General features: G+C 64.7%; 17 protein-coding genes, 1 tRNA gene and 1 riboswitch. Of the genes, 15 read left to right on the forward strand and 3 right to left on the reverse strand.

Features of this window, described 5'->3' with window-relative positions; all coding sequences use genetic code 11:
- Positions 1 to 105: 105 nt before the first annotated feature.
- The 7 genes from IWX88_RS02465 (at position 106) to gltX (ending at position 7017) form a co-directional block, all read left to right on the forward strand.
- The gene (locus IWX88_RS02465; protein WP_196826805.1) at positions 106 to 1161 is read left to right on the forward strand and encodes a 3-isopropylmalate dehydrogenase; all 1056 of its coding nucleotides are present in this window, start codon (positions 106 to 108) and stop codon (positions 1159 to 1161) included.
- 25 nt (positions 1162 to 1186) lie between these two features.
- Entirely contained in the window at positions 1187 to 2380 is a 1194-nt protein-coding gene (locus tag IWX88_RS02470; RefSeq protein ID WP_196826807.1) for a branched-chain amino acid aminotransferase, read from the forward strand.
- Positions 2377 to 3153: a fumarylacetoacetate hydrolase family protein gene (locus tag IWX88_RS02475; protein ID WP_196826810.1), complete on the forward strand. Its 777-nt coding sequence runs from the start codon at positions 2377 to 2379 to the stop codon at positions 3151 to 3153. Before IWX88_RS02470 ends, IWX88_RS02475 begins: the two co-directional genes overlap by 4 nt.
- A gap of 49 nt (positions 3154 to 3202) precedes the next feature.
- Positions 3203 to 4255, forward strand: coding sequence for a YeiH family protein (locus IWX88_RS02480; protein WP_196826812.1), 1053 nt, complete (start codon positions 3203 to 3205; stop codon positions 4253 to 4255).
- A 183-nt stretch (positions 4256 to 4438) separates the two neighbouring features.
- Positions 4439 to 4771 (forward strand): PadR family transcriptional regulator, encoded by a 333-nt coding sequence (locus tag IWX88_RS02485; RefSeq protein ID WP_196826813.1) that lies wholly within the window; start codon positions 4439 to 4441, stop codon positions 4769 to 4771.
- Complete coding sequence (locus tag IWX88_RS02490) at positions 4768 to 5346, forward strand: hypothetical protein (RefSeq protein WP_196826815.1); 579 nt, start codon at positions 4768 to 4770, stop codon at positions 5344 to 5346. The genes IWX88_RS02485 and IWX88_RS02490 overlap by 4 nt, the downstream gene beginning before the upstream one ends.
- 186 nt (positions 5347 to 5532) lie before the next feature.
- Positions 5533 to 7017 (forward strand): glutamate--tRNA ligase, encoded by a 1485-nt coding sequence (gene gltX, locus IWX88_RS02495; RefSeq protein WP_196826817.1) that lies wholly within the window; start codon positions 5533 to 5535, stop codon positions 7015 to 7017.
- A gap of 15 nt (positions 7018 to 7032) precedes the next feature.
- Here the strand turns inward: gltX and IWX88_RS02500 are convergent, their stop codons facing one another.
- Entirely contained in the window at positions 7033 to 8022 is a 990-nt protein-coding gene (locus IWX88_RS02500) for a cytochrome c oxidase assembly protein (protein ID WP_196826819.1), read from the reverse strand.
- Between the two features lie 61 nt (positions 8023 to 8083).
- On the opposite strand from IWX88_RS02500, the gene IWX88_RS02505 reads away from it, so the two are divergent.
- Positions 8084 to 8155, forward strand: a tRNA-Gln gene (locus tag IWX88_RS02505).
- A gap of 177 nt (positions 8156 to 8332) precedes the next feature.
- Here the strand turns inward: IWX88_RS02505 and IWX88_RS02510 are convergent.
- Positions 8333 to 9463 carry a zinc-binding dehydrogenase gene (locus tag IWX88_RS02510; protein WP_231368734.1) on the reverse strand — a complete coding sequence of 377 codons (1131 nt, stop codon included), beginning with the start codon at positions 9461 to 9463 and terminating at the stop codon, positions 8333 to 8335.
- Between the two features lie 197 nt (positions 9464 to 9660).
- Here IWX88_RS02510 and IWX88_RS02515 point away from each other — a divergent pair, with 197 nt between their 5' ends.
- The 3 genes from IWX88_RS02515 to IWX88_RS02525 all read left to right on the forward strand — a co-directional run bounded on the left by IWX88_RS02515 (position 9661) and on the right by IWX88_RS02525 (position 13262).
- The gene (locus IWX88_RS02515; RefSeq protein ID WP_196826821.1) at positions 9661 to 10368 is read left to right on the forward strand and encodes a haloacid dehalogenase type II; all 708 of its coding nucleotides are present in this window, start codon (positions 9661 to 9663) and stop codon (positions 10366 to 10368) included.
- Positions 10369 to 10404: 36 nt separating this feature from the next.
- On the forward strand, positions 10405 to 11433 hold the full coding sequence (locus tag IWX88_RS02520) for an alpha/beta fold hydrolase (RefSeq protein WP_196826823.1): 1029 nt from the start codon (positions 10405 to 10407) through the stop codon (positions 11431 to 11433).
- 84 nt (positions 11434 to 11517) lie between these two features.
- A riboswitch (TPP riboswitch) is annotated at positions 11518 to 11615 on the forward strand.
- Positions 11607 to 13262, forward strand: coding sequence for a bifunctional hydroxymethylpyrimidine kinase/phosphomethylpyrimidine kinase (locus IWX88_RS02525; RefSeq protein WP_196826825.1), 1656 nt, complete (start codon positions 11607 to 11609; stop codon positions 13260 to 13262). Its footprint overlaps the riboswitch before it by 9 nt.
- Positions 13263 to 13281: 19 nt before the next feature.
- On the opposite strand, the gene thiE is transcribed toward IWX88_RS02525, so the two are convergent.
- Positions 13282 to 13926 (reverse strand): thiamine phosphate synthase, encoded by a 645-nt coding sequence (gene thiE / locus IWX88_RS02530; protein ID WP_231368735.1) that lies wholly within the window; start codon positions 13924 to 13926, stop codon positions 13282 to 13284.
- 38 nt (positions 13927 to 13964) lie between these two features.
- Here thiE and thiO point away from each other — a divergent pair, with 38 nt between their 5' ends.
- Genes thiO through moeB form a run of 4 tightly spaced genes read left to right on the forward strand, consistent with a single transcriptional unit; the run spans position 13965 to position 17578 of the window.
- Positions 13965 to 15296: a glycine oxidase ThiO gene (thiO, locus tag IWX88_RS02535; RefSeq protein ID WP_196826830.1), complete on the forward strand. Its 1332-nt coding sequence runs from the start codon at positions 13965 to 13967 to the stop codon at positions 15294 to 15296.
- On the forward strand, positions 15289 to 15543 hold the full coding sequence (thiS, locus tag IWX88_RS02540; protein WP_196826832.1) for a sulfur carrier protein ThiS: 255 nt from the start codon (positions 15289 to 15291) through the stop codon (positions 15541 to 15543). Before thiO ends, thiS begins: the two co-directional genes overlap by 8 nt.
- Before the next feature lie 2 nt (positions 15544 to 15545).
- The gene (locus IWX88_RS02545; RefSeq protein ID WP_196826834.1) at positions 15546 to 16352 is read left to right on the forward strand and encodes a thiazole synthase; all 807 of its coding nucleotides are present in this window, start codon (positions 15546 to 15548) and stop codon (positions 16350 to 16352) included.
- A 26-nt stretch (positions 16353 to 16378) separates the two neighbouring features.
- Positions 16379 to 17578 carry a molybdopterin-synthase adenylyltransferase MoeB gene (gene moeB / locus IWX88_RS02550; protein ID WP_196827818.1) on the forward strand — a complete coding sequence of 400 codons (1200 nt, stop codon included), beginning with the start codon at positions 16379 to 16381 and terminating at the stop codon, positions 17576 to 17578.
- Positions 17579 to 17588: the final 10 nt, after the last annotated feature.

Consider the following 17588-nt stretch of genomic DNA (forward strand, 5'->3'; position numbering starts at 1 on the left):
TGGGGAGTAAAACGTACATCGATGCCCTGCGGGTACGCTGGTCACCAGCCCGAATCGGCCGTGCCACATCCGCTCCCCGTCAGCTTTCTCCCCTGGAGTCATCCCATGTTCCGCAGCATCTCACTCGCTCTCATCCCCGGTGATGGGATCGGCCCAGAGGTGATCGGCGAAGCGGTGAAAGTTCTCGAAGCGGTGATCCCGGCGGAGGTCGAACTCACCACCACTCACTTCCCCTTCGGAGCTGCGCATTACCTCGCCACCGGGGAGATCCTGAGCGATGCGGGGCTCGCCGAACTCAAGCGGCACGACGCCATCCTGCTCGGCGCCGTCGGTGGCGATCCGCGGGATCCCCGCCTGGCCGGCGGGTTGATCGAGCGAGGCTTGCTTCTTCGGTTGCGCTTCGCCCTCGATCACTACGTCAACCTGCGTCCGACTCGGCTGTTGCCAGGCATCACGTCTCCGCTTGCCGACCCTGGCACCGTCGACTTCGTCGTGGTGCGCGAGGGCACCGAGGGTCCTTATGTGGGTAACGGTGGGGTGATCCGAGTCGGCACACCGAATGAGGTTGCCAACGAAGTGTCGGTGAACACTGCCTTCGGCGTCGAACGCCTGGTGCGCTACGGTTTCGCCGTGGCATCCGCTCGACCGCGCCAGAAGCTGACGCTGGTGCACAAGACGAACGTGCTCACCAACGCGGGCAGCCTCTGGCAGCGCACTGTTGACCGAGTGGCCCTCGAATATCCGGCCATCTCGGTGGACTACCTCCATGTCGATGCCGCCACCATCTTCCTCGTCACCGACCCGGCGAGGTTTGACGTTGTCGTCACCGACAACCTTTTCGGCGACATCCTCACCGACCTCGCAGCGGCGATCAGCGGTGGTATCGGACTCGCGGCATCGGGCAATATCAATCCAGAGGGCACGTTTCCGTCCATGTTCGAGCCGGTACACGGCTCAGCCCCCGACATCGCCGGGCAGCACAAGGCCGATCCGACCGCCGCCATCCTCTCGGTCGCGCTCCTGCTCGATCATCTCGGCCTGGCGGATGCTGCGGCCACGGTGACCGCCGCGGTCACGGCCGATCTCGCGTCGCGCGGTACCACGGTGAGAAGCACCTCCCAGGTTGGCGACGCGATCCGCTCACTCGTGTCGCACAATTAAGAACTCGTACGAAAATAGGGATCCAATGAAAAACCTGCTCGCTCCGGTCACGCTCAACTTCACCCGTCGGCACAACCCCGAGGCGCTCGCCGAGCTCAAGCGCAACGAGATCCTCGCCGATCCGGGGTTCGGCAAACACTTCACCGACCACATGGTCGATATCTGCTGGTCCGCCGGTGGTGGCTGGCATCGCCCTCGGGTGCAGCCCTACGGCCCGATCGAGCTCGATCCGGCGGCAGCGGTGCTGCATTACGGGCAGGAGATCTTCGAGGGACTCAAGGCCTACCGGCACGCGGATGGCTCGATCTGGAGCTTCCGTCCCGAGGCTAATGCGGCGCGGATGCAGCGGTCTGCGCGGCGCCTCGCGCTGCCCGAGCTGCCGACCGAGTATTTTCTCGACTCACTGCGGGAGCTCATCGCTGCGGACGGCGACTGGGTGCCAACAGCGCCTGATACGAGCCTCTACCTTCGTCCGTTCATGTTTGCCAAAGAGGCCTTCCTTGGGGTGCGCCCGGCAGAGAAAGTGAACTTCTACGTGATTGCCAGCCCAGCTGGCGCCTACTTCACCGGCGGCCTCGCCCCAGTCTCCATCTGGCTGTCGACCACCTATTCGCGTGCGGGTAAGGGCGGCACGGGTGCGGCAAAGACCGGTGGCAACTACGCTTCCTCGCTCATCGCCCAGGCGGAGGCCTATGAGCACGGCTGTGCGCAAGTGCTCTTCCTCGACTCCGAGGAGGAGAGGTTTCTCGAGGAACTCGGTGGCATGAACATCGTGCTCGTGAAGAAAGATGGCACGCTTCTGACTCCGGCATCCGACAGCATCCTCGAAGGCATCACCCGCGAGTCCATCCTGCAGCTTGCCGAAGACCGCGGGCACACCGTTGAGCGTCGACGCGTGACCATCGACGAGTGGCGCGAGGGCGCAGCATCCGGCGACATCGTCGAGGCCTTCGCGTGTGGCACGGCAGCGGTCGTCGCTCCGATCGGACATCTCAAGGCCGAGGGCTTCGAGATCGTGCACGAAAGCAGCGCGCTCGCACTGTCGCTGCGGGCCGAGCTCACGGGCATCCAATACGGCACCGGTGAAGATCGTCACGGCTGGATGATGCGGCTCGATAGCGCTGATTCGGCAGGCAGCACGGTTTCGGCAGGCAGCACAGACTCGACGGCCGATGCTGCTCACGCCGCTCCGGCAGCTCACGAAGCTCCAGCCGAGTGAAGGTTGCTCGCTTCTCGATCGACGGCGCCGATCCGCGGTACGGCATCCTCGACGGAGATGACTTCGTTGTGCTCTCCGGTGATCCGATGTTCAGCGGATTCGGCACCACCGGCCAGCGCGTCGCCGCGAGCGATGTAAAGCTGCTGGCCCCGGTCATCCCACGCTCGAAGGTCGTCTGTATCGGCCTCAACTACGCCGCCCATCGCGACGAACTGAAAAACGAATTGGCGAGCCCCACAGCGCCGCTCATCTTCCTCAAGCCGAACACGGCAGTGGTCGGTCCTGGCGATACGATCCAGATACCACCGGTCGAGGGACGCATTGTGCACGAGGGAGAACTCGTGATCGTGATCGGCAAAATCGCCAAGAGGGTCAAGGCCGCCGACTACGCCGACGTGGTCTTCGGCTACACGATCGGCAATGATGTGTCGGCCCGCGATCAGATGTTTGCGGATGGACAGTGGGCCCGTGCCAAGGGCTACGACACCTTCGCGCCGCTCGGCCCGGTGATCGAAACCGAGTTGGACTGGTCGAACCTCGAGATTCAGACCTATGTCGATGGCGAACCGCGCCGATCCGGCAACACTCGCGACATGCTGCACACGGTCCCCGAAATCATCGAATACGTCTCGGATGTCTTCACCCTGCTACCCGGCGACGTGATCATGACCGGCACACCCGCGGGCCTCGGCGGATTCCTCGATGGACAGACGATCGATATCACGATCGAGGGAATCGGCACTCTGAGCAACCCCGCGAAGAACCGCGTGTGACTCACTCGTCGAGTGAGTCGCCCCGCGACCGCATCGCGGCCTGACGGCAATGACCCGCATCCGCTGGCTCCCCGGCCTCACTCTCGCCGTTGTGGGGGCGACCGCGGGTTACGGGGTGCACCTTCTACTTCCCGGTCTTCCGTGGCTCACCGCCGCGCTCATCCTTGGCGTGCTGGCCGGCTCGATTCCACCCCTCCGACACACGCTGGATGGTGCGCTTGCGCCGGGCCTCGCACTCGCCGGGCGCCGCCTGCTGAGACTCGGCATCGTGGTGCTCGGACTCAAACTCAGCCTGGTCGACATCGCGCGCCTCGGCTGGGTCGCGATCCTCGCGATCGTAGTACTCGTCGCCGCCAGCTTCGGAATCACCTGGCTCGTCTGCCGACTGTTTCATCTGGAGGGCGACCAGGCTGTTCTCATGGCGGCCGGGTTCTCGATCTGCGGCGTATCGGCGGTCGGTGCCATGGCCGCCGCGCGCCGATCCCGCGAGACGGATACCGGTACGCCGATCACACTCGTCACCCTGTATGGCACTCTCGCCATCGTCGTGCTGCCGGCCCTCGCCTCGCTGCTCCGCCTCGATAACCGCCAATTCGGGCACTGGGTGGGGGCGAGCGTTCACGACGTCGGTCAGGTCGTCGCCACGGCCCAGACGGCGGGTGCGGTCGCCCTCGCGGTTGCGGTCGTCGTCAAGCTCACCCGGGTTCTGATGCTCGCGCCAATAGTCGCGATCGCCTCGATCCAGACCCGGAGACGGGATTCCGCGGCGGATGCCTCACTGGATGCCACGCCGGATGTCTCGCTGGATGCCTCATCGGCAGCCTCGTCGGCAGCCTCATCGAAACGGCCGCCAATCGTTCCGCTGTTCATCCTGGGATTCGTCGCGGCAGTGCTTGTGCGCTCTCTGATCCCGCTGCCGGATGCCCTGCTCGCGTCAGCGGACGTCGTGCAGTCGGCACTCCTTGCCACCGCGCTGTTCGGCATCGGCGCCTCGCTTCGCCTCGAGCAACTCGCTCGTTCGGGCCTGCGGGCCCTTGCGGCCGGGCTGGTGTCGTGGGTCGCGACACTCGGCCTCGGTCTGGCTGTGGTCTTCCTCTCCTGACGGCTGCGCATGCGGATGGGTCCGGGCCAAATCCAGCATCTGGCGCACCACGCGCCCGTTTGTCAGCCATGCGGGCCTTCGTTTGGCCGCATGGCTGACTTACGACAGCGCGGTTGGTCGCTGACGGTGAGCCCGCGGCCCCGCGCATTGCGCTAACGTGCGATGCAAGCTAATGTGCAATGCATGACAGTGGATGTGGGGGCGCAACTCCGCAAGGGAGTGGTCGAGTACTGCATCCTTGGGCTGCTCGCGACCGAGCCGACCTATGGCTGGAAGCTCTCGGAAGGCCTCGTCTCACGCGGCCTGATCGCGAGCATCGGCACCCTCTACCCGATTCTCGGCCGGTTGCGCGCCCAGGGGCTGGTCAGCAGCTTCGATCAGCAGTCGGATGCCGGACCATCCCGCCGCTACTACCGCGTTACCGAGAGCGGACACCGCCAGCTCGCGGCCTTCCGCACTCACTGGGGGCCGTTCGCCCGTACCGTGCACGAGCTCGTCGGAGAGGACACCCCATGACGAAACCCAGCATCCCAGGTGTGGTTCGTGACTATCTCGCCGAGCTCGACCGGGAGTTAGCCGGGGTGCCCGGCGAGGTGCGCCAGGGCATCGTGGCTGGCATCGCCGAGGAGCTGGAGGGACTGGATGCCTCGGCCGCGGCGTCCCGCATCGAATCCCTCGGCGATCCAGCGTTTATTGCGGCGGAGGCCCGTGCGGGTGTCGCGCCCAGGTCGACAGGCCCGAAGTCGACCAAACTGGTGGTTGCCCCACCCCGGGTATCCGAGCAGCGCTGGTATGTCGTCGTGACGGCGGCGCTTCTCGAATTCGGAGTCCTCGTGGTTCCGTTGGCAGGCTGGGTGGCAGGCATCATGATGCTGTGGGCATCGCCCCTCTGGACTCGAAACGAGAAGCTCATCGCAACGATCGTGCCGCCGGCCGTTGGGGTGCTGCTCTTCGGCATCCTCGCGCTCGCCGGATCGGGATTAGCGATGTGGCACGCCCTGCTGTTCGGTGGCCTTGTTGGCCCGATCCTCGCCTCCATCGTGATCGGAATCGTGCTCAGTCGCCGGGCGTGGGGCCGCGCGCGGACCTGATTTCACCGCAGCCGACCAGTGTTCCAGCACACTATGCGCCTTTTTGTCAGCCATGCCGCCAAATGAAGTGCCGCATGGCTGACGAACGGGCGCGTGGTCCCCGGCAGGCGGAGCGGAGCGGGGTGCCGGGCGCGGGCGCCGCGGCTCGGGGTGCCCCACACCCGCCCCCGATAGAGTTAGCTGGCTATGTCACCCTCTTTCAGTACCGCCACCGGAGCCGACGTCCGCGTCCGTTTCTGCCCCTCGCCCACCGGTACCCCGCACGTCGGGCTTATCCGCACGGCCCTCTTCAACTGGGCCTACGCCCGGCATACCGGGGGCAAACTGGTCTTCCGCATTGAAGACACGGATGCCGCGCGTGACAGCGAGGAGAGCTACCTGCAGCTTCTGGATGCGCTCAGCTGGCTGAACATCGAGTGGGACGAGGGCGTCGGAGTCGGCGGCCCGCACGAGCCCTACCGCCAGTCCCAGCGCGGCGAGATCTACACTGGCCTCATCGAGCGGCTTCGGGCGAGCGGGCACCTCTACGAGAGCTACGCCACGGCGGAGGAGATCGAGGCCCGTAACATCCAGAACGGTCGGGATCCGAAGCAGGGCTACGACAACTTCGAACGTGATCTGGGCGAGGAGGCGAAGGCCGCGTATCGCGCTGAGGGACGCACACCCGCCCTGCGCCTGCGCGTGCCGGACACCGACCTCTCCTTTGACGACCTGGTGCGCGGCGGGATCACCTTTCCCGCCGGATCCTTCGTCGACTTCGTGGTCGTGCGCCCGAACGGCGCCCCGCTCTACACCTTTGTCAACCCCGTGGATGACGCGCTCATGGGCATCACCCACGTGCTACGCGGCGAGGACCTACTGTCGTCAACGCCGCGGCAAATCGCGCTCTATCACGCGCTGATCGAGATCGGTGTTGCTACCGCCATCCCGCGCTTCGGCCACATGCCCTACGTGATGGGAGAGGGCAACAAGAAGCTCTCCAAGCGCGATCCGGAGTCCAACCTGTTCCACCACCGCGAGCGTGGATTCATCCCCGAGGGCTTGCTCAATTACCTCTCGCTGCTCGGCTGGTCACTCAGCCACGACCGCGACGTGTTCACCATGGATGAGATGGTCGCCGCCTTCGACGTCGTGAACGTCAACCCCAACCCGGCCCGGTTCGACCTGAAGAAGGCCGAGTCGATCAACGGCGATCACATTCGCCTGCTCGCCCCGGATGTTTTCGTGCAGCGCCTCCTGCCCTACCTGTCGGGGCTTGTCTCCGATCCGCCGACGGGTACCGAGCTGGCAATCCTGCGTGAGGCCGGTCCACTCGTGCAGGAGCGCATGCAGCTGCTCGGCGAGGCGCCGGGTCTGCTCGGATTCTTCTTCGCAGCGGATGACTCGATAGAGGTCGACGCGGATGCCACACCCTCGGCGGGCTCAGCCGAGATCCTGGATGCTGCGGTCGGGGCGCTCCGGCAGCTCAACGAATGGTCGCACGTCGAGATCGAGCGAGTCTTGCGCGCTGAACTCATCGAGGGTGGCGGACTGAAGCCCCGCGTCGCGTTCGGTCCGCTGCGCACGGCACTGTCAGGCAAGCGGATCAGCCCGCCGCTGTTCGAGTCGATGCAGCTGCTCGGCAAGGAGTCGACGCTCGCGCGGCTGTCTCGGTTGGCGGCTGCACTCTAACCAGCGGCTGCACCGCTACTCGCGCGGCCGTCGCAGGTGCTCGCGTGTGAGGGCATCCATTTCATCGTCGGTCAAAGCGTCGAGCGCCTTCGCTTCCGAGCGGTCGATGCGGGACCAGCGCACAAACAGCAGAATCAGCACCGGCACATCGGCGACTTCGGCGATGAACCAGAGCAGGTCTCCCGAAAGATGCTGGTCGTGATATGCCGAAGGGAACCAGGCTGGCAGCGCACCGGCGGCCTGCCCGAGCCCATCGAGTATGTGGTTGTTCAGCCGAAGAAGGATGCCCGGGATCGCGTCGACGACCAACTCCACAAAAACCAGCAGGAACTCCACCGTGATGAAGAAGCTCGTGCGCTGGGTCGTGTTCTCGATGATCGGCAGCACCATCAGCAGGCCCATTTGGGGCACAGCCACCGTGAGCACACTGCCAGCAAACGAACTCTCGCGCAGGCTGCCAGCGAGCGGCGTGAGAAACACCGAGAAGGCCACGAGGGCGAACAGCGGTGCGAACACAGCATTACCGGCCAGCCGAACGGGCCAGGATCCGAGAACAGTATTCATTCTCCTCAGGGATCCTCCGGTGAGCACGAGTCGTGCGAGTGCGACGGGAGCACCCATGCTCAGCAAGCCGGGCACGGCAAACAGAAGCAGGGCAATGCGGGTCGTGAATGCCCACCGCATGTCGGTGCTCCACACACCAAGAAATCCCAGATTCACGACGGCGAATGACCCGAGGCCGAGTGCGAAGAACCAGATGATGCGGATGCCCGGCCAGACGATATTTCGCCGGCGCAGCGACATCACGCCCGCGATGTACAGCCCACCGGCTAGCACGATGACGATGACCGAGACGACGTCGAACCGCCAGGTGCTGAGAACGACGACGACGGATGGCGTGGCTGGCTCGATTCGGCAAGGTGGAGGTGTGGAGGTACGGGCTGCTCGAAGTCTGCCACGCCATGCCGACAGCCCGCCCGCCCTCACGCACAGCCCGCCCCGCATTTGGGCGACCCCCCACCCGTAGGTTAGAGTGACGAGTCGACCCGGTTCGCGCTGGGCACGGTGGGGTATGGTGTAATTGGCAACACGGAAGATTCTGATTCTTTTGTTCTTGGTTCGAGTCCAGGTACCCCAGCTTGATGGCCCGGTCCTCGGGCCTTTTGTTTTTTACGGGTGACATGCTGGTTTCGCCTCGTCGAGGCCAACTCCAACTGCTCACTGATCTGCGATTCGAACATCGGCATGGATATCGCTGGCCATCGCCCGGCCAGGGGTGGTGCAGCCACCACAATCCGACCTGCGTGCATCGCCCTCATTGCGGCGGGAGCAAAACGATGTTGCCCACGTGGCGTTTGTCCAAAAAATCGCGCTGTGCCGCGACGATCTCGCTCATGGGATAGGTGCGCTCGAGCAGTGGTCGGATCTCACCGCGTTCGACGTACGACACCACGTCAGTAAAAACATGCTCATCCCAGGCGGTGCAGCCGATGAGACGCAGATCCGCCAAGTACAGGGCCTGTAGGTCGAGTTCGACGATGGGGCCAGCGATCGCACCCGACGTCACATAAACACCTCCGCGGCGGAGCACCGCGAGCATCCCACCAAAACCGCTGCCTGCGACATTGTCGATCACAACGTCGACGCTCTTGGCACCAAGCTCCAACACGGGGTCCTGCCCCCGCTCGAGAACCTCATCGGCACCAATTTCGATGACGCGCGCGCGTTTCGCGGCGCTCGCGATCCCGATGACGTAGGCGCCACGTCGTTTTGCGAGCTGCACCACGGCCGATCCCACGCCCCCGGACGCCCCGGACACGAGCACACGCGTTCCTTTCGTGATCCCGGCACGGCTCACCATGTTTTCTGCGGTGCCGTAGGCACAGGGAATTGTTGCCAGCTCGGCATCGCTCCACGTGCTCTGAATCGGGAACACATCGCGGGCGCGGGCCACGGTGAATTGTGCGAATGCGCCGTCACGATCAGAACCGAGCCACTCCGTGTCGCGTGTGTCTTCCCGGCCAAGAGCCATGCACGAGCGAATGAGCACGCGGGCACCCACGATGGCCTCGTCGACTCCGGCGCCCACCGCGACGACACGGCCACAGCAGTCTGCGCCCTGGATGAGTGGAAACGGTGTTGTCGCATTCCAGCCGCCGTCGGTGCGATCTGCCCTGTCGTCATTCATCGAGTTGTCACCCAGTGCGACGAATGATTCGTTGGTTGCAGTCGACACCTGAGACGAATACCAGCCGAGTCGGGTGTTGATGTCGGTGTTGTTCACGCCTGCCGCGAGCACCAGAACAAGGACTTCTCCGGGTCCGGCCGCCGGCCTGGGCACTTCGCCAAGCACCAGTTGTTCGAAGCCACCAACGCCCACGGTGATGACGGCAGTCATGGTGGATGAGTTCGCGTGGCTGGCCTGAGTACCCGGCTGTTGGCTCATGACTACAGTCTTGCAGCCAGCGATCTCGTTTCCGTGGCGGGTGGCATTGGTCGGCACGAGGGACGTTGCCGCGATCTTCCCCAAGCCATCAAGCCCCAAGCCACCACGCCACCAAGCCCCAAAGCCACCACGACCCCAAGCCACCACTTCATAATGCCGCAATCGCACCGTGCGGAATTGCGTGACACACTGGCAGCATGACGGCGCCAACGACGATCGAACATCCGACCACCGGCATCCGAGGGGTCGTTTTCGACGTCAACGAGACGCTGTCAGATCTGCGCCCGATGGCGGATGCTTTTGAGGCGGTGGGTGCACCGGGATCGCTCGCGAAGACCTGGTTCGCCGGGGTGCTTCGGGACGGATTCGCCCTGTCTACGGTGGGAGAAAGCGCGCGCTTTGTGACGATCGCAGAGCTGCAGTTGCGGGTGGTGCTCCACTCAGTTGCGCTGCGTTTATCGCTCGACGAGGCCGTGGAGTCGATCCTGCAGAAGCTGAAAAACCTGTCGCTGCATCCCGATGTCGTCGATGGGGTTCGGGCACTGACCGGGGACGGGTTGCAACTGTTGACGCTGAGCAACGGGTCGAGCGATCTCGCCGCACGGCTCTGTGCCGACGCGAGTGTGCGGGCAGAGTTCTCTCATCTGCTGTCGGTCGAGGATGCACCCCTGTGGAAACCCGCAGCACAGGCGTACCGTTTCGCCTCCGAGGCCTCCGGGCTCGCACTGGGAGAACTGCTGCTGGTAGCCGTTCACCCGTGGGACATTCATGGGGCCAGTCGAGCGGGGATGCAGACCGCGTGGGTCAATCGCACCGGCGAACCGTATCCGACCTATTTCGATACTCCTGATATAACGTTGGATTCCGTATCCGGGCTGGCCGACGCCATCCGCTTAACCCGCTGAAACAGCGGTGTCTTTCTTCCCCAAAGGAGTGGTTTTGTGAGCGCAACGTGGCCAGTGACCCAGGGTGTTTTCCTGCTCGGCGATCTCGAGGTTGAGCTCGGGGGAACGATAAAGGATGCCCAGCTCACCTGGCAGGTGCACGGCACCCTGAATGAGGCGCGCGACAACGTGATCGTCTACCCGTGCAGCTACACCGCTACCCACGACGACCTGGCCTGGCTGATCGGGCCAGGGAAGGTGCTCGATCCCACCGAGTGGTTCATCATCGTGCCCGACATGTTCGCCAACGGGGTCTCGTCGAGCCCGTCACAGCCCTCGAATCATGACGACTACCCGGGTGCAGTGACGATGGCCGATAACGTGCGGGCGCAGTACCGCCTTGTGACGGAGCACTTCGGTGTGACGCGAGTCGCAGCTACATACGGTTTTTCGATGGGTGCAGGTCAGGCCTACCACTGGGCGGCGCTGTTTCCTGACTTCGTGGAACGGGCGATCATCGTGTGTGGAAGCAGCCGAACGTCGATCCACAACCGCGTGTTCCTCTCGGGGTTGCTGCGGATTCTGGAGGCGGCTCCGCAATACGAAGGTGGCGGACGGTTCAGCTCGGAGCCGACCCTGGCGCTCACCGCATTCGGACACGTCTATGCCGGCTGGGGACTCAGCCAGGACTTTTACCGCGAGCGCCTGTTTGAGACCGCACTCGGTGCCCCCGATCTGGAGACGTTCCTTCACACCGACTGGGCGGAGTCATTCGCACAGATCCGGGCGGCCGACCTCTACGCTTCAGCGGTCACCTGGCAGGAGGCCGACATCAGCCGGGGTGCGATGTACGACGGTGATCTCGCTGCGGCGCTCGCCGGAATTCAGGCGAGAGTTCTCCTGATGCCGAGTGAAACCGACCTGTATTTCCGTGTCGCCGATAACGAAGCCGAGCTGGAGCACCTGCGCCACGGCACGCTCGCCGTCATCCCCAGCATCTGGGGCCACCGCGCCGGAAGCCCCGAGGGCATCCCCGATGATCTGGCCTTCCTCACGCGGCACGTGCGGGAGTGGCTGGCATCCTGACCTGGCGTGCCTTCCTGACCGGCCACGCCTTCCTGAGGGTAGACCCGGCCCCCAACGGATGATCATCGCCTATCGTCTAGGCTGATTTTTGACACGGGGTGCTCGCCGATTGGTGGGCTGAGATCCATACCCGTCGAACCTGTCTAGTTAGCACTAGCGAAGGGATGTCGCGCATGTTGACGCAAGCCTCTGGCCTCGAACCGACCGGCCTCGAACCGACCGGCCTCGAACCGACTGGCCACGAACCGACCGGCCTCGAACCGGCGCCCATCGAGACTCCGTCCAGCACCATCCGATTGCGCGCTCCATCGAAGGCTCTCGTTCTCCGGGCAATTCCCCGGGTGCTCAGCATCGCCGGTACCGACCCGACCGGCGGCGCTGGTATCCAGGCCGACCTGAAGAGCATCGCAGCCAACGGTGGCTACGGAATGGCGGTTGTCACCGCGTTGGTCGCCCAGAACACGATGGGCGTGCGGTCGGTGCACACCCCGCCGGTCGAATTCCTGCGCCAGCAACTGGATGCCGTCAGTGACGATGTCACCATCGACGCTGTGAAGATCGGGATGCTCGCCGACATCGCCGTCATCCGCGAGGTTCGGTCCTGGCTCGAATCGACCAATCCGCCCCTTGTCGTGCTCGACCCTGTGATGGTGGCCACCAGCGGCGACCGGCTGCTCGAGCCATCCGCCGAGCAGGCGCTGCGCGATCTGATCCCACTCGTCGATCTGGTGACCCCCAACATCCCGGAACTGGCTGCGCTCCTGCAGGAATCACCGGCATCCGATTGGGCTGCCGCACTCGAACAGGGCAAACGGCTCTCAACCAGAACCGGAGTCACCGTGCTGGTCAAGGGGGGTCATATCGTGAGCGGCACCTGTGCGGACGCCCTGGTGAACACCCACGGGCTGTTGCCGCAGACGGTAGTGGAGTTCTCCTCCGCCCGGGTCGAGACACGCAACACCCATGGAACAGGATGCTCGCTCTCCTCGGCCCTCGCCACCGTGCAGGCCCGAACCGGCGACTGGTCCCGGTCGCTGGAGGAGGTGAAGGCGTGGCTGGATGACTCCCTCGAGCACGCCGATGAGCTCGGGGTTGGTGCGGGCAATGGTCCGATCCACCACTTTCATCGCATCTTCGCCGATCGGGCTTCGCTCAGCGCGCATCGCTCTCCCGTCGGTGCCGAGTTCAGCGGCATGCTCTGGGCTGACATCGAGGGCATCCGGCGGGCCATTTTTGACCTTCCGTTCATTGAAGCGCTGGGCGATGGCAGTCTCGAGCGCCACCAGTTCGCGTACTACCTGGCCCAGGATGCGCTCTACCTGAGTGCATACTCCCGCGCTCTCGCCCGTGCGAGCGCTCTCGCGGGCTCCGATACGGAGCAACGGTTTTGGGCCACTGCGGCGCATTACTGCCTGGATGTCGAGGCAGAGCTGCATCGCAACTGGCTCGGTACCGAACCGGTGCCACCGGTCGGACCGGTAACAAAAAGCTACGTCGACCATCTGCTCGCCGTCAGCGCGCAGGGCAGCTACGCAGTACTAGTCGCGGCCCTGCTTCCCTGTTACTGGCTCTATGCGGATGTCGGCAGCCGACTGCACTCCGAGTTCCTAGCCCGAACCACAGGGACGGCTCATCCCTACGCCGCCTGGCTCGAGACCTATGCCGACGAGGATTTTGCCGCGGCGACTCGGGAGGCGATCTGCATCACCGACGCGGCTGCCCGGGCGGGTTCCGCGGCGGAGCGGGCCGCGATGCGCACCGCCTTCGCCCAGTCGTCGCAATATGAGCTGGACTTTTTCGATGCGCCACGGGTGCACGCTCGTGCCTGAGAGTTCGCGGGGTGTCCACTCAGCCGAGAGGCGGCAGCGCGGCGAGGATGCTTCGTGCTGCCTCGGCCGGATCAGCTGCCTCGGTGATCGCTCGCACGACGACAACACGCGAGGCTCCGGCATCCACCACCTGGCTGATGTTGCCGAGGTCGATGCCACCGATCGCAAACCAGGGCAGCGTGCTTTCGTCAGTGCGAACACGCTCTGCCGCGTACCGCACCAGTTCGAGACCGACCGCGGCGCGGCCGGGTTTGGTCGGAGTGGCCCAGACCGGACCGACGCAGAAGTAGTCCAATCCGCTGGCTGCCAGCGCGGCCTCGATCTGCTCGGGGCTGTGGCTGGACATGCCGATCGATGTCGACGGATCGACCAAGCGCCGCGCCGAAGCAAGGGGCAGATCGAGTTGCCCGATGTGAAATACCGGGGCTTGGCTCAGCACCGCGATGTCCGCCCGGTCATTCACCGCCCAGAGTCGGCCGTGGCGCTCCGCCACCGATCGCAGTGTCTCGAGCAGCTCGAGCTCCTGCGCGGCTTCAATGCTCTTATCGCGCAGCTGGATGATGTCGACACCGCCACTAAATGCGGCATCCAGAAAGTCGGCGAAGTCTCCCTGGCGAATTCTGGCGTCGGTGCACAGGTAGAGGCGGGCGTGATCGAAGCGCATTTTTCCCATGCTACGGGCGATCAGTGGAGAAAGATCTCATGATCGCTCGTCACAATCCCGTCGATGTCGTGGTGGTCGATGTCGTGGTGGTCGGTGCCGGCGTCATCGGCCTTGGAATCGCCCACACGCTCGCACAATCCGGTCGTTCGGTCACCGTCGTCGATGCCCAACCCGCCTCCGGCGCAACTTATGCCGCTGCAGGCATGCTCGCCCCGGTGAGTGAATTCCACTATCAGGAAGAGCATCTGCTCGAGTTGATGCGAGCCTCGGCAGCGCTGTATCCGGAGTTCATCGCCTCGCTTGGCCTGGCGGATGCGGCTGACGCCGGCTATGTGCGGTCGAAGACGATCAGCGTCGGCTTCGATTCGGGCGATCGCGCGGCCCTCAGCGATCTTCGCGCGGTTCAGGTCGCCAACGGGCTGGCCGTCGAGCCGTTGACGATTCGTGAGGTTCGCACTCTGGAGCCGATGCTGAGTCCACGGTTGTCGGTCGCCTACAGCATCGAGCACGATCACCAGGTGGATCCGCGGCGGCTCACGGCCTGTTTGCGACAGGCGATCGAAGGTGTGAACGGCACGGCGACCGGCACCGCGACCGGCACTGCGACCGGCACTGCGACCGGCACCGCGATCTTGCAGAATGCGGTCGCGCTGCTGCACGAGCATCCGCTGGATCTCACCTCCCGCGTCATCGGCGTCGTGCTCGACGATGGTTCCGAGGTGCGCGCCGGTGACGTGATTCTGGCCAATGGTCTCGCCGCAGCGACCATCGCCGGGCTGCCACACTGGCTCGACCTGTCGCTGCGACCGGTCTTCGGCGACATCCTGCGACTGCGCGTACCGGATCAGTTACGGCCGCTCATCACCGCCACTGTGCGTGGTCTGGTGCGCGGCATCCCGATCTATCTCGTACCGCGAAACGATGGCACGATCGTGATCGGAGCGACCCAGCGTGAAGACGGGTCACCGGCCGTGTCGGCGGGTGGGGTGTATCAGCTGTTGCGAGACGCGCAAGAACTTATACCGGCGGTCGCCGAACTGGAACTGATCGAGATGACCGCTCGCGCCAGGCCGGGAACACCGGATAACGCTCCTCTCGTCGGTCGGGTGGACGGCATAGCAGGGCTGGTCATCGCCACTGGATTCTTTCGCCATGGCGTGCTTCTCACCCCGATCGCAGCTCAGATCTGCCGGGAAATTCTGGACGGCGGGGCGGATGACCGGTGGGCGCAGTTCCGGCCCGACCGCTTCTCCGTGTCAGGCCACCGCAGCCCGGCCACCGCATCAGGAACCACTGCATCAGGAACCACTGCATCACGAACCCCCGCATTACGAACCCCCGATGTGCCGATGGAAAGAGCTCATGACTGAATCACCACTGACAACATTTGTCCTCAACGGGGCCCCGCATGCTCTGGTGGATGGGCAGACCACAGCCAACCTTGTCGCCGCGATCTCCGGGAGGTCGATCACCGCCGAGGGCATAGCAACCGACGGCACGCGGCTCGGGCTCGCGGTGGCACGAAATGGCGCAGTGGTGCCACGGAGCCAATGGTCGATAACGACGCTCGAACCGGGCGATGAGGTCGAGATCCTGTCGGCCGTTCAGGGAGGTTGATCATGCACGATTCAGTGCCGAACGGCTCGCTACCGGAGCAATCGGATCCACTGGTGATCGACGGGGTGTCTCTCACCTCACGGCTGATCATGGGCACCGGGGGAGCGCCGAGCCAGGAGGGTCTCGGGGCTGCGCTCCGAGCATCCGGCACCCAGCTCACCACCGTCGCGATGCGCCGACACAACGCTGCGAGCGGCTCGTCACTATTCCAGGTGCTGCTCGACAACAACATCCTCGTGCTGCCCAATACCGCGGGATGCTTCACCGCGCGCGAAGCCGTTCTCACCTCCGAACTGGCCCGAGAGGCCCTCGAAACCGACTGGATAAAACTCGAGGTGATTGCCGACGAGCAGACGCTGCTTCCGGATGCTGTCGAGTTGGTCGAGGCGACGGAACAGCTGGTGGCGCGCGGATTCAAGGTCTTCGCGTACACCAATGACGACCCGGTTCTCGCGCTTCGGCTTGAACAGCTCGGGGCCGTCGCGGTGATGCCGCTCGGAGCGCCGATCGGCACCGGCCTCGGCATCCTGAATCCACACAATATCGAACTGATCGTCTCCCGAGCTGGTGTTCCGGTGGTGCTCGATGCCGGAATCGGCACGGCCTCGGATGCTGCACTCGCGATGGAACTCGGCTGTGACGCCGTGCTGCTCGCTACCGCCGTGACGCGGGCGCAGGATCCGGTGCGCATGGCTCAGGCATTCCGCCATGCGGTCATCGCCGGGCGGCTGGCCTCGCAGGCCGGACGCATCCCGAAGCGGCAACATGCGCTCGCGTCCTCCGCAATGGACGGACGGCCCGACCTGTGAGCGGGTCACTCGTGCCGCCGCAGCTCCTGTTACCTCTGGTCCCGCCGCAGCTCCCGTTACCTCTGGTCGAACCCGCCGAGCAGCTCAGTTCGGAGGAGATTCAGCGGTACTCCCGGCACCTGTTGATTCCGCGGATCGGTGCGATCGGACAGCGTCGGCTCAAGAACGCCAGAGTGCTCGTCATCGGTGCCGGCGGCCTCGGATCCCCGGTGCTGCTATACCTTGCGGCGGCGGGGATCGGCACGCTCGGCATCGTGGACGACGACACGGTCGACCCGAGCAACCTGCAGCGACAGATCATCCATGGGGTGCAGGATATCGGCCGGCCCAAGCTCGACTCGGCACGGGATGCCATCGCGGCGCTCAACCCGCTGGTCGAGGTACGGCTGCACCCGGTGCGACTGGCGGCCGCGAATGCGCTGGAGCTGTTCGGCGACTACGACCTGATCGTGGACGGATCCGACAATTTCGCTACCCGCTATCTCGTGAATGATGCGGCGGCTATCCTCGGGAAGCCGTATGTGTGGGGTTCGGTGTTGCGATTCGATGGTCAGGTGAGTGTCTTCTGGCAGCACCATGGGCCGACCTATCGTGACCTGTACCCGGAGGCACCGCCCGCCGGATCGGTACCGAGTTGTGGCGAGGGTGGGGTTTTCGGGATGCTCTGCGGAGCGGTCGGTGCGGCGATGGTTGCCGAGGTCGTCAAGCTCGTGACGGGGGTTGGGCGCACCCTCCTCGGCCGATTGGCCATTATCGATGCGCTCGACGCATCATGGCGGGAGTTGCGTATTCCACTCGACCCGGATCGTGCGCCGATCTCTGCGCTCGTCGACTATGACGCAATGTGCGGGGTGCAGTCAGGGCAAGCGGCGTCGCTCCCGGTGGCGGATCTGTCCTCTATCTCGGTGCACGATCTTGCTGCCAGCCTGAGGGCGAGAGACCGCGGGGACACCGCTTTCGATCTGATCGATGTGCGAGAGCCGGGGGAGCATGAGATCGTGCGGATTCCGGGGTCCACCCTCATCCCGCAGGGCGAACTGCTCTCCGGGGATGCCGCAGCTGCACTCTCAGCGGAGCGGCACATCATCCTGTACTGCAAATCGGGCGCGCGGTCCTCTGCGGTGGCGGTGGAGTTGCAGCGGCGGGGGTTCACCCGGGTGACGCAGGTGAGTGGAGGAGTACTGGCCTGGATAGCCGAGATCGATTCGTCGCTGCCCACCTACTGAAGTTCGGGCA

The organism is Frigoribacterium sp. CG_9.8 (assembly GCF_015751965.1).
In the GTDB taxonomy this organism is placed as follows: Bacteria; Actinomycetota; Actinomycetes; order Actinomycetales; family Microbacteriaceae; genus Lacisediminihabitans.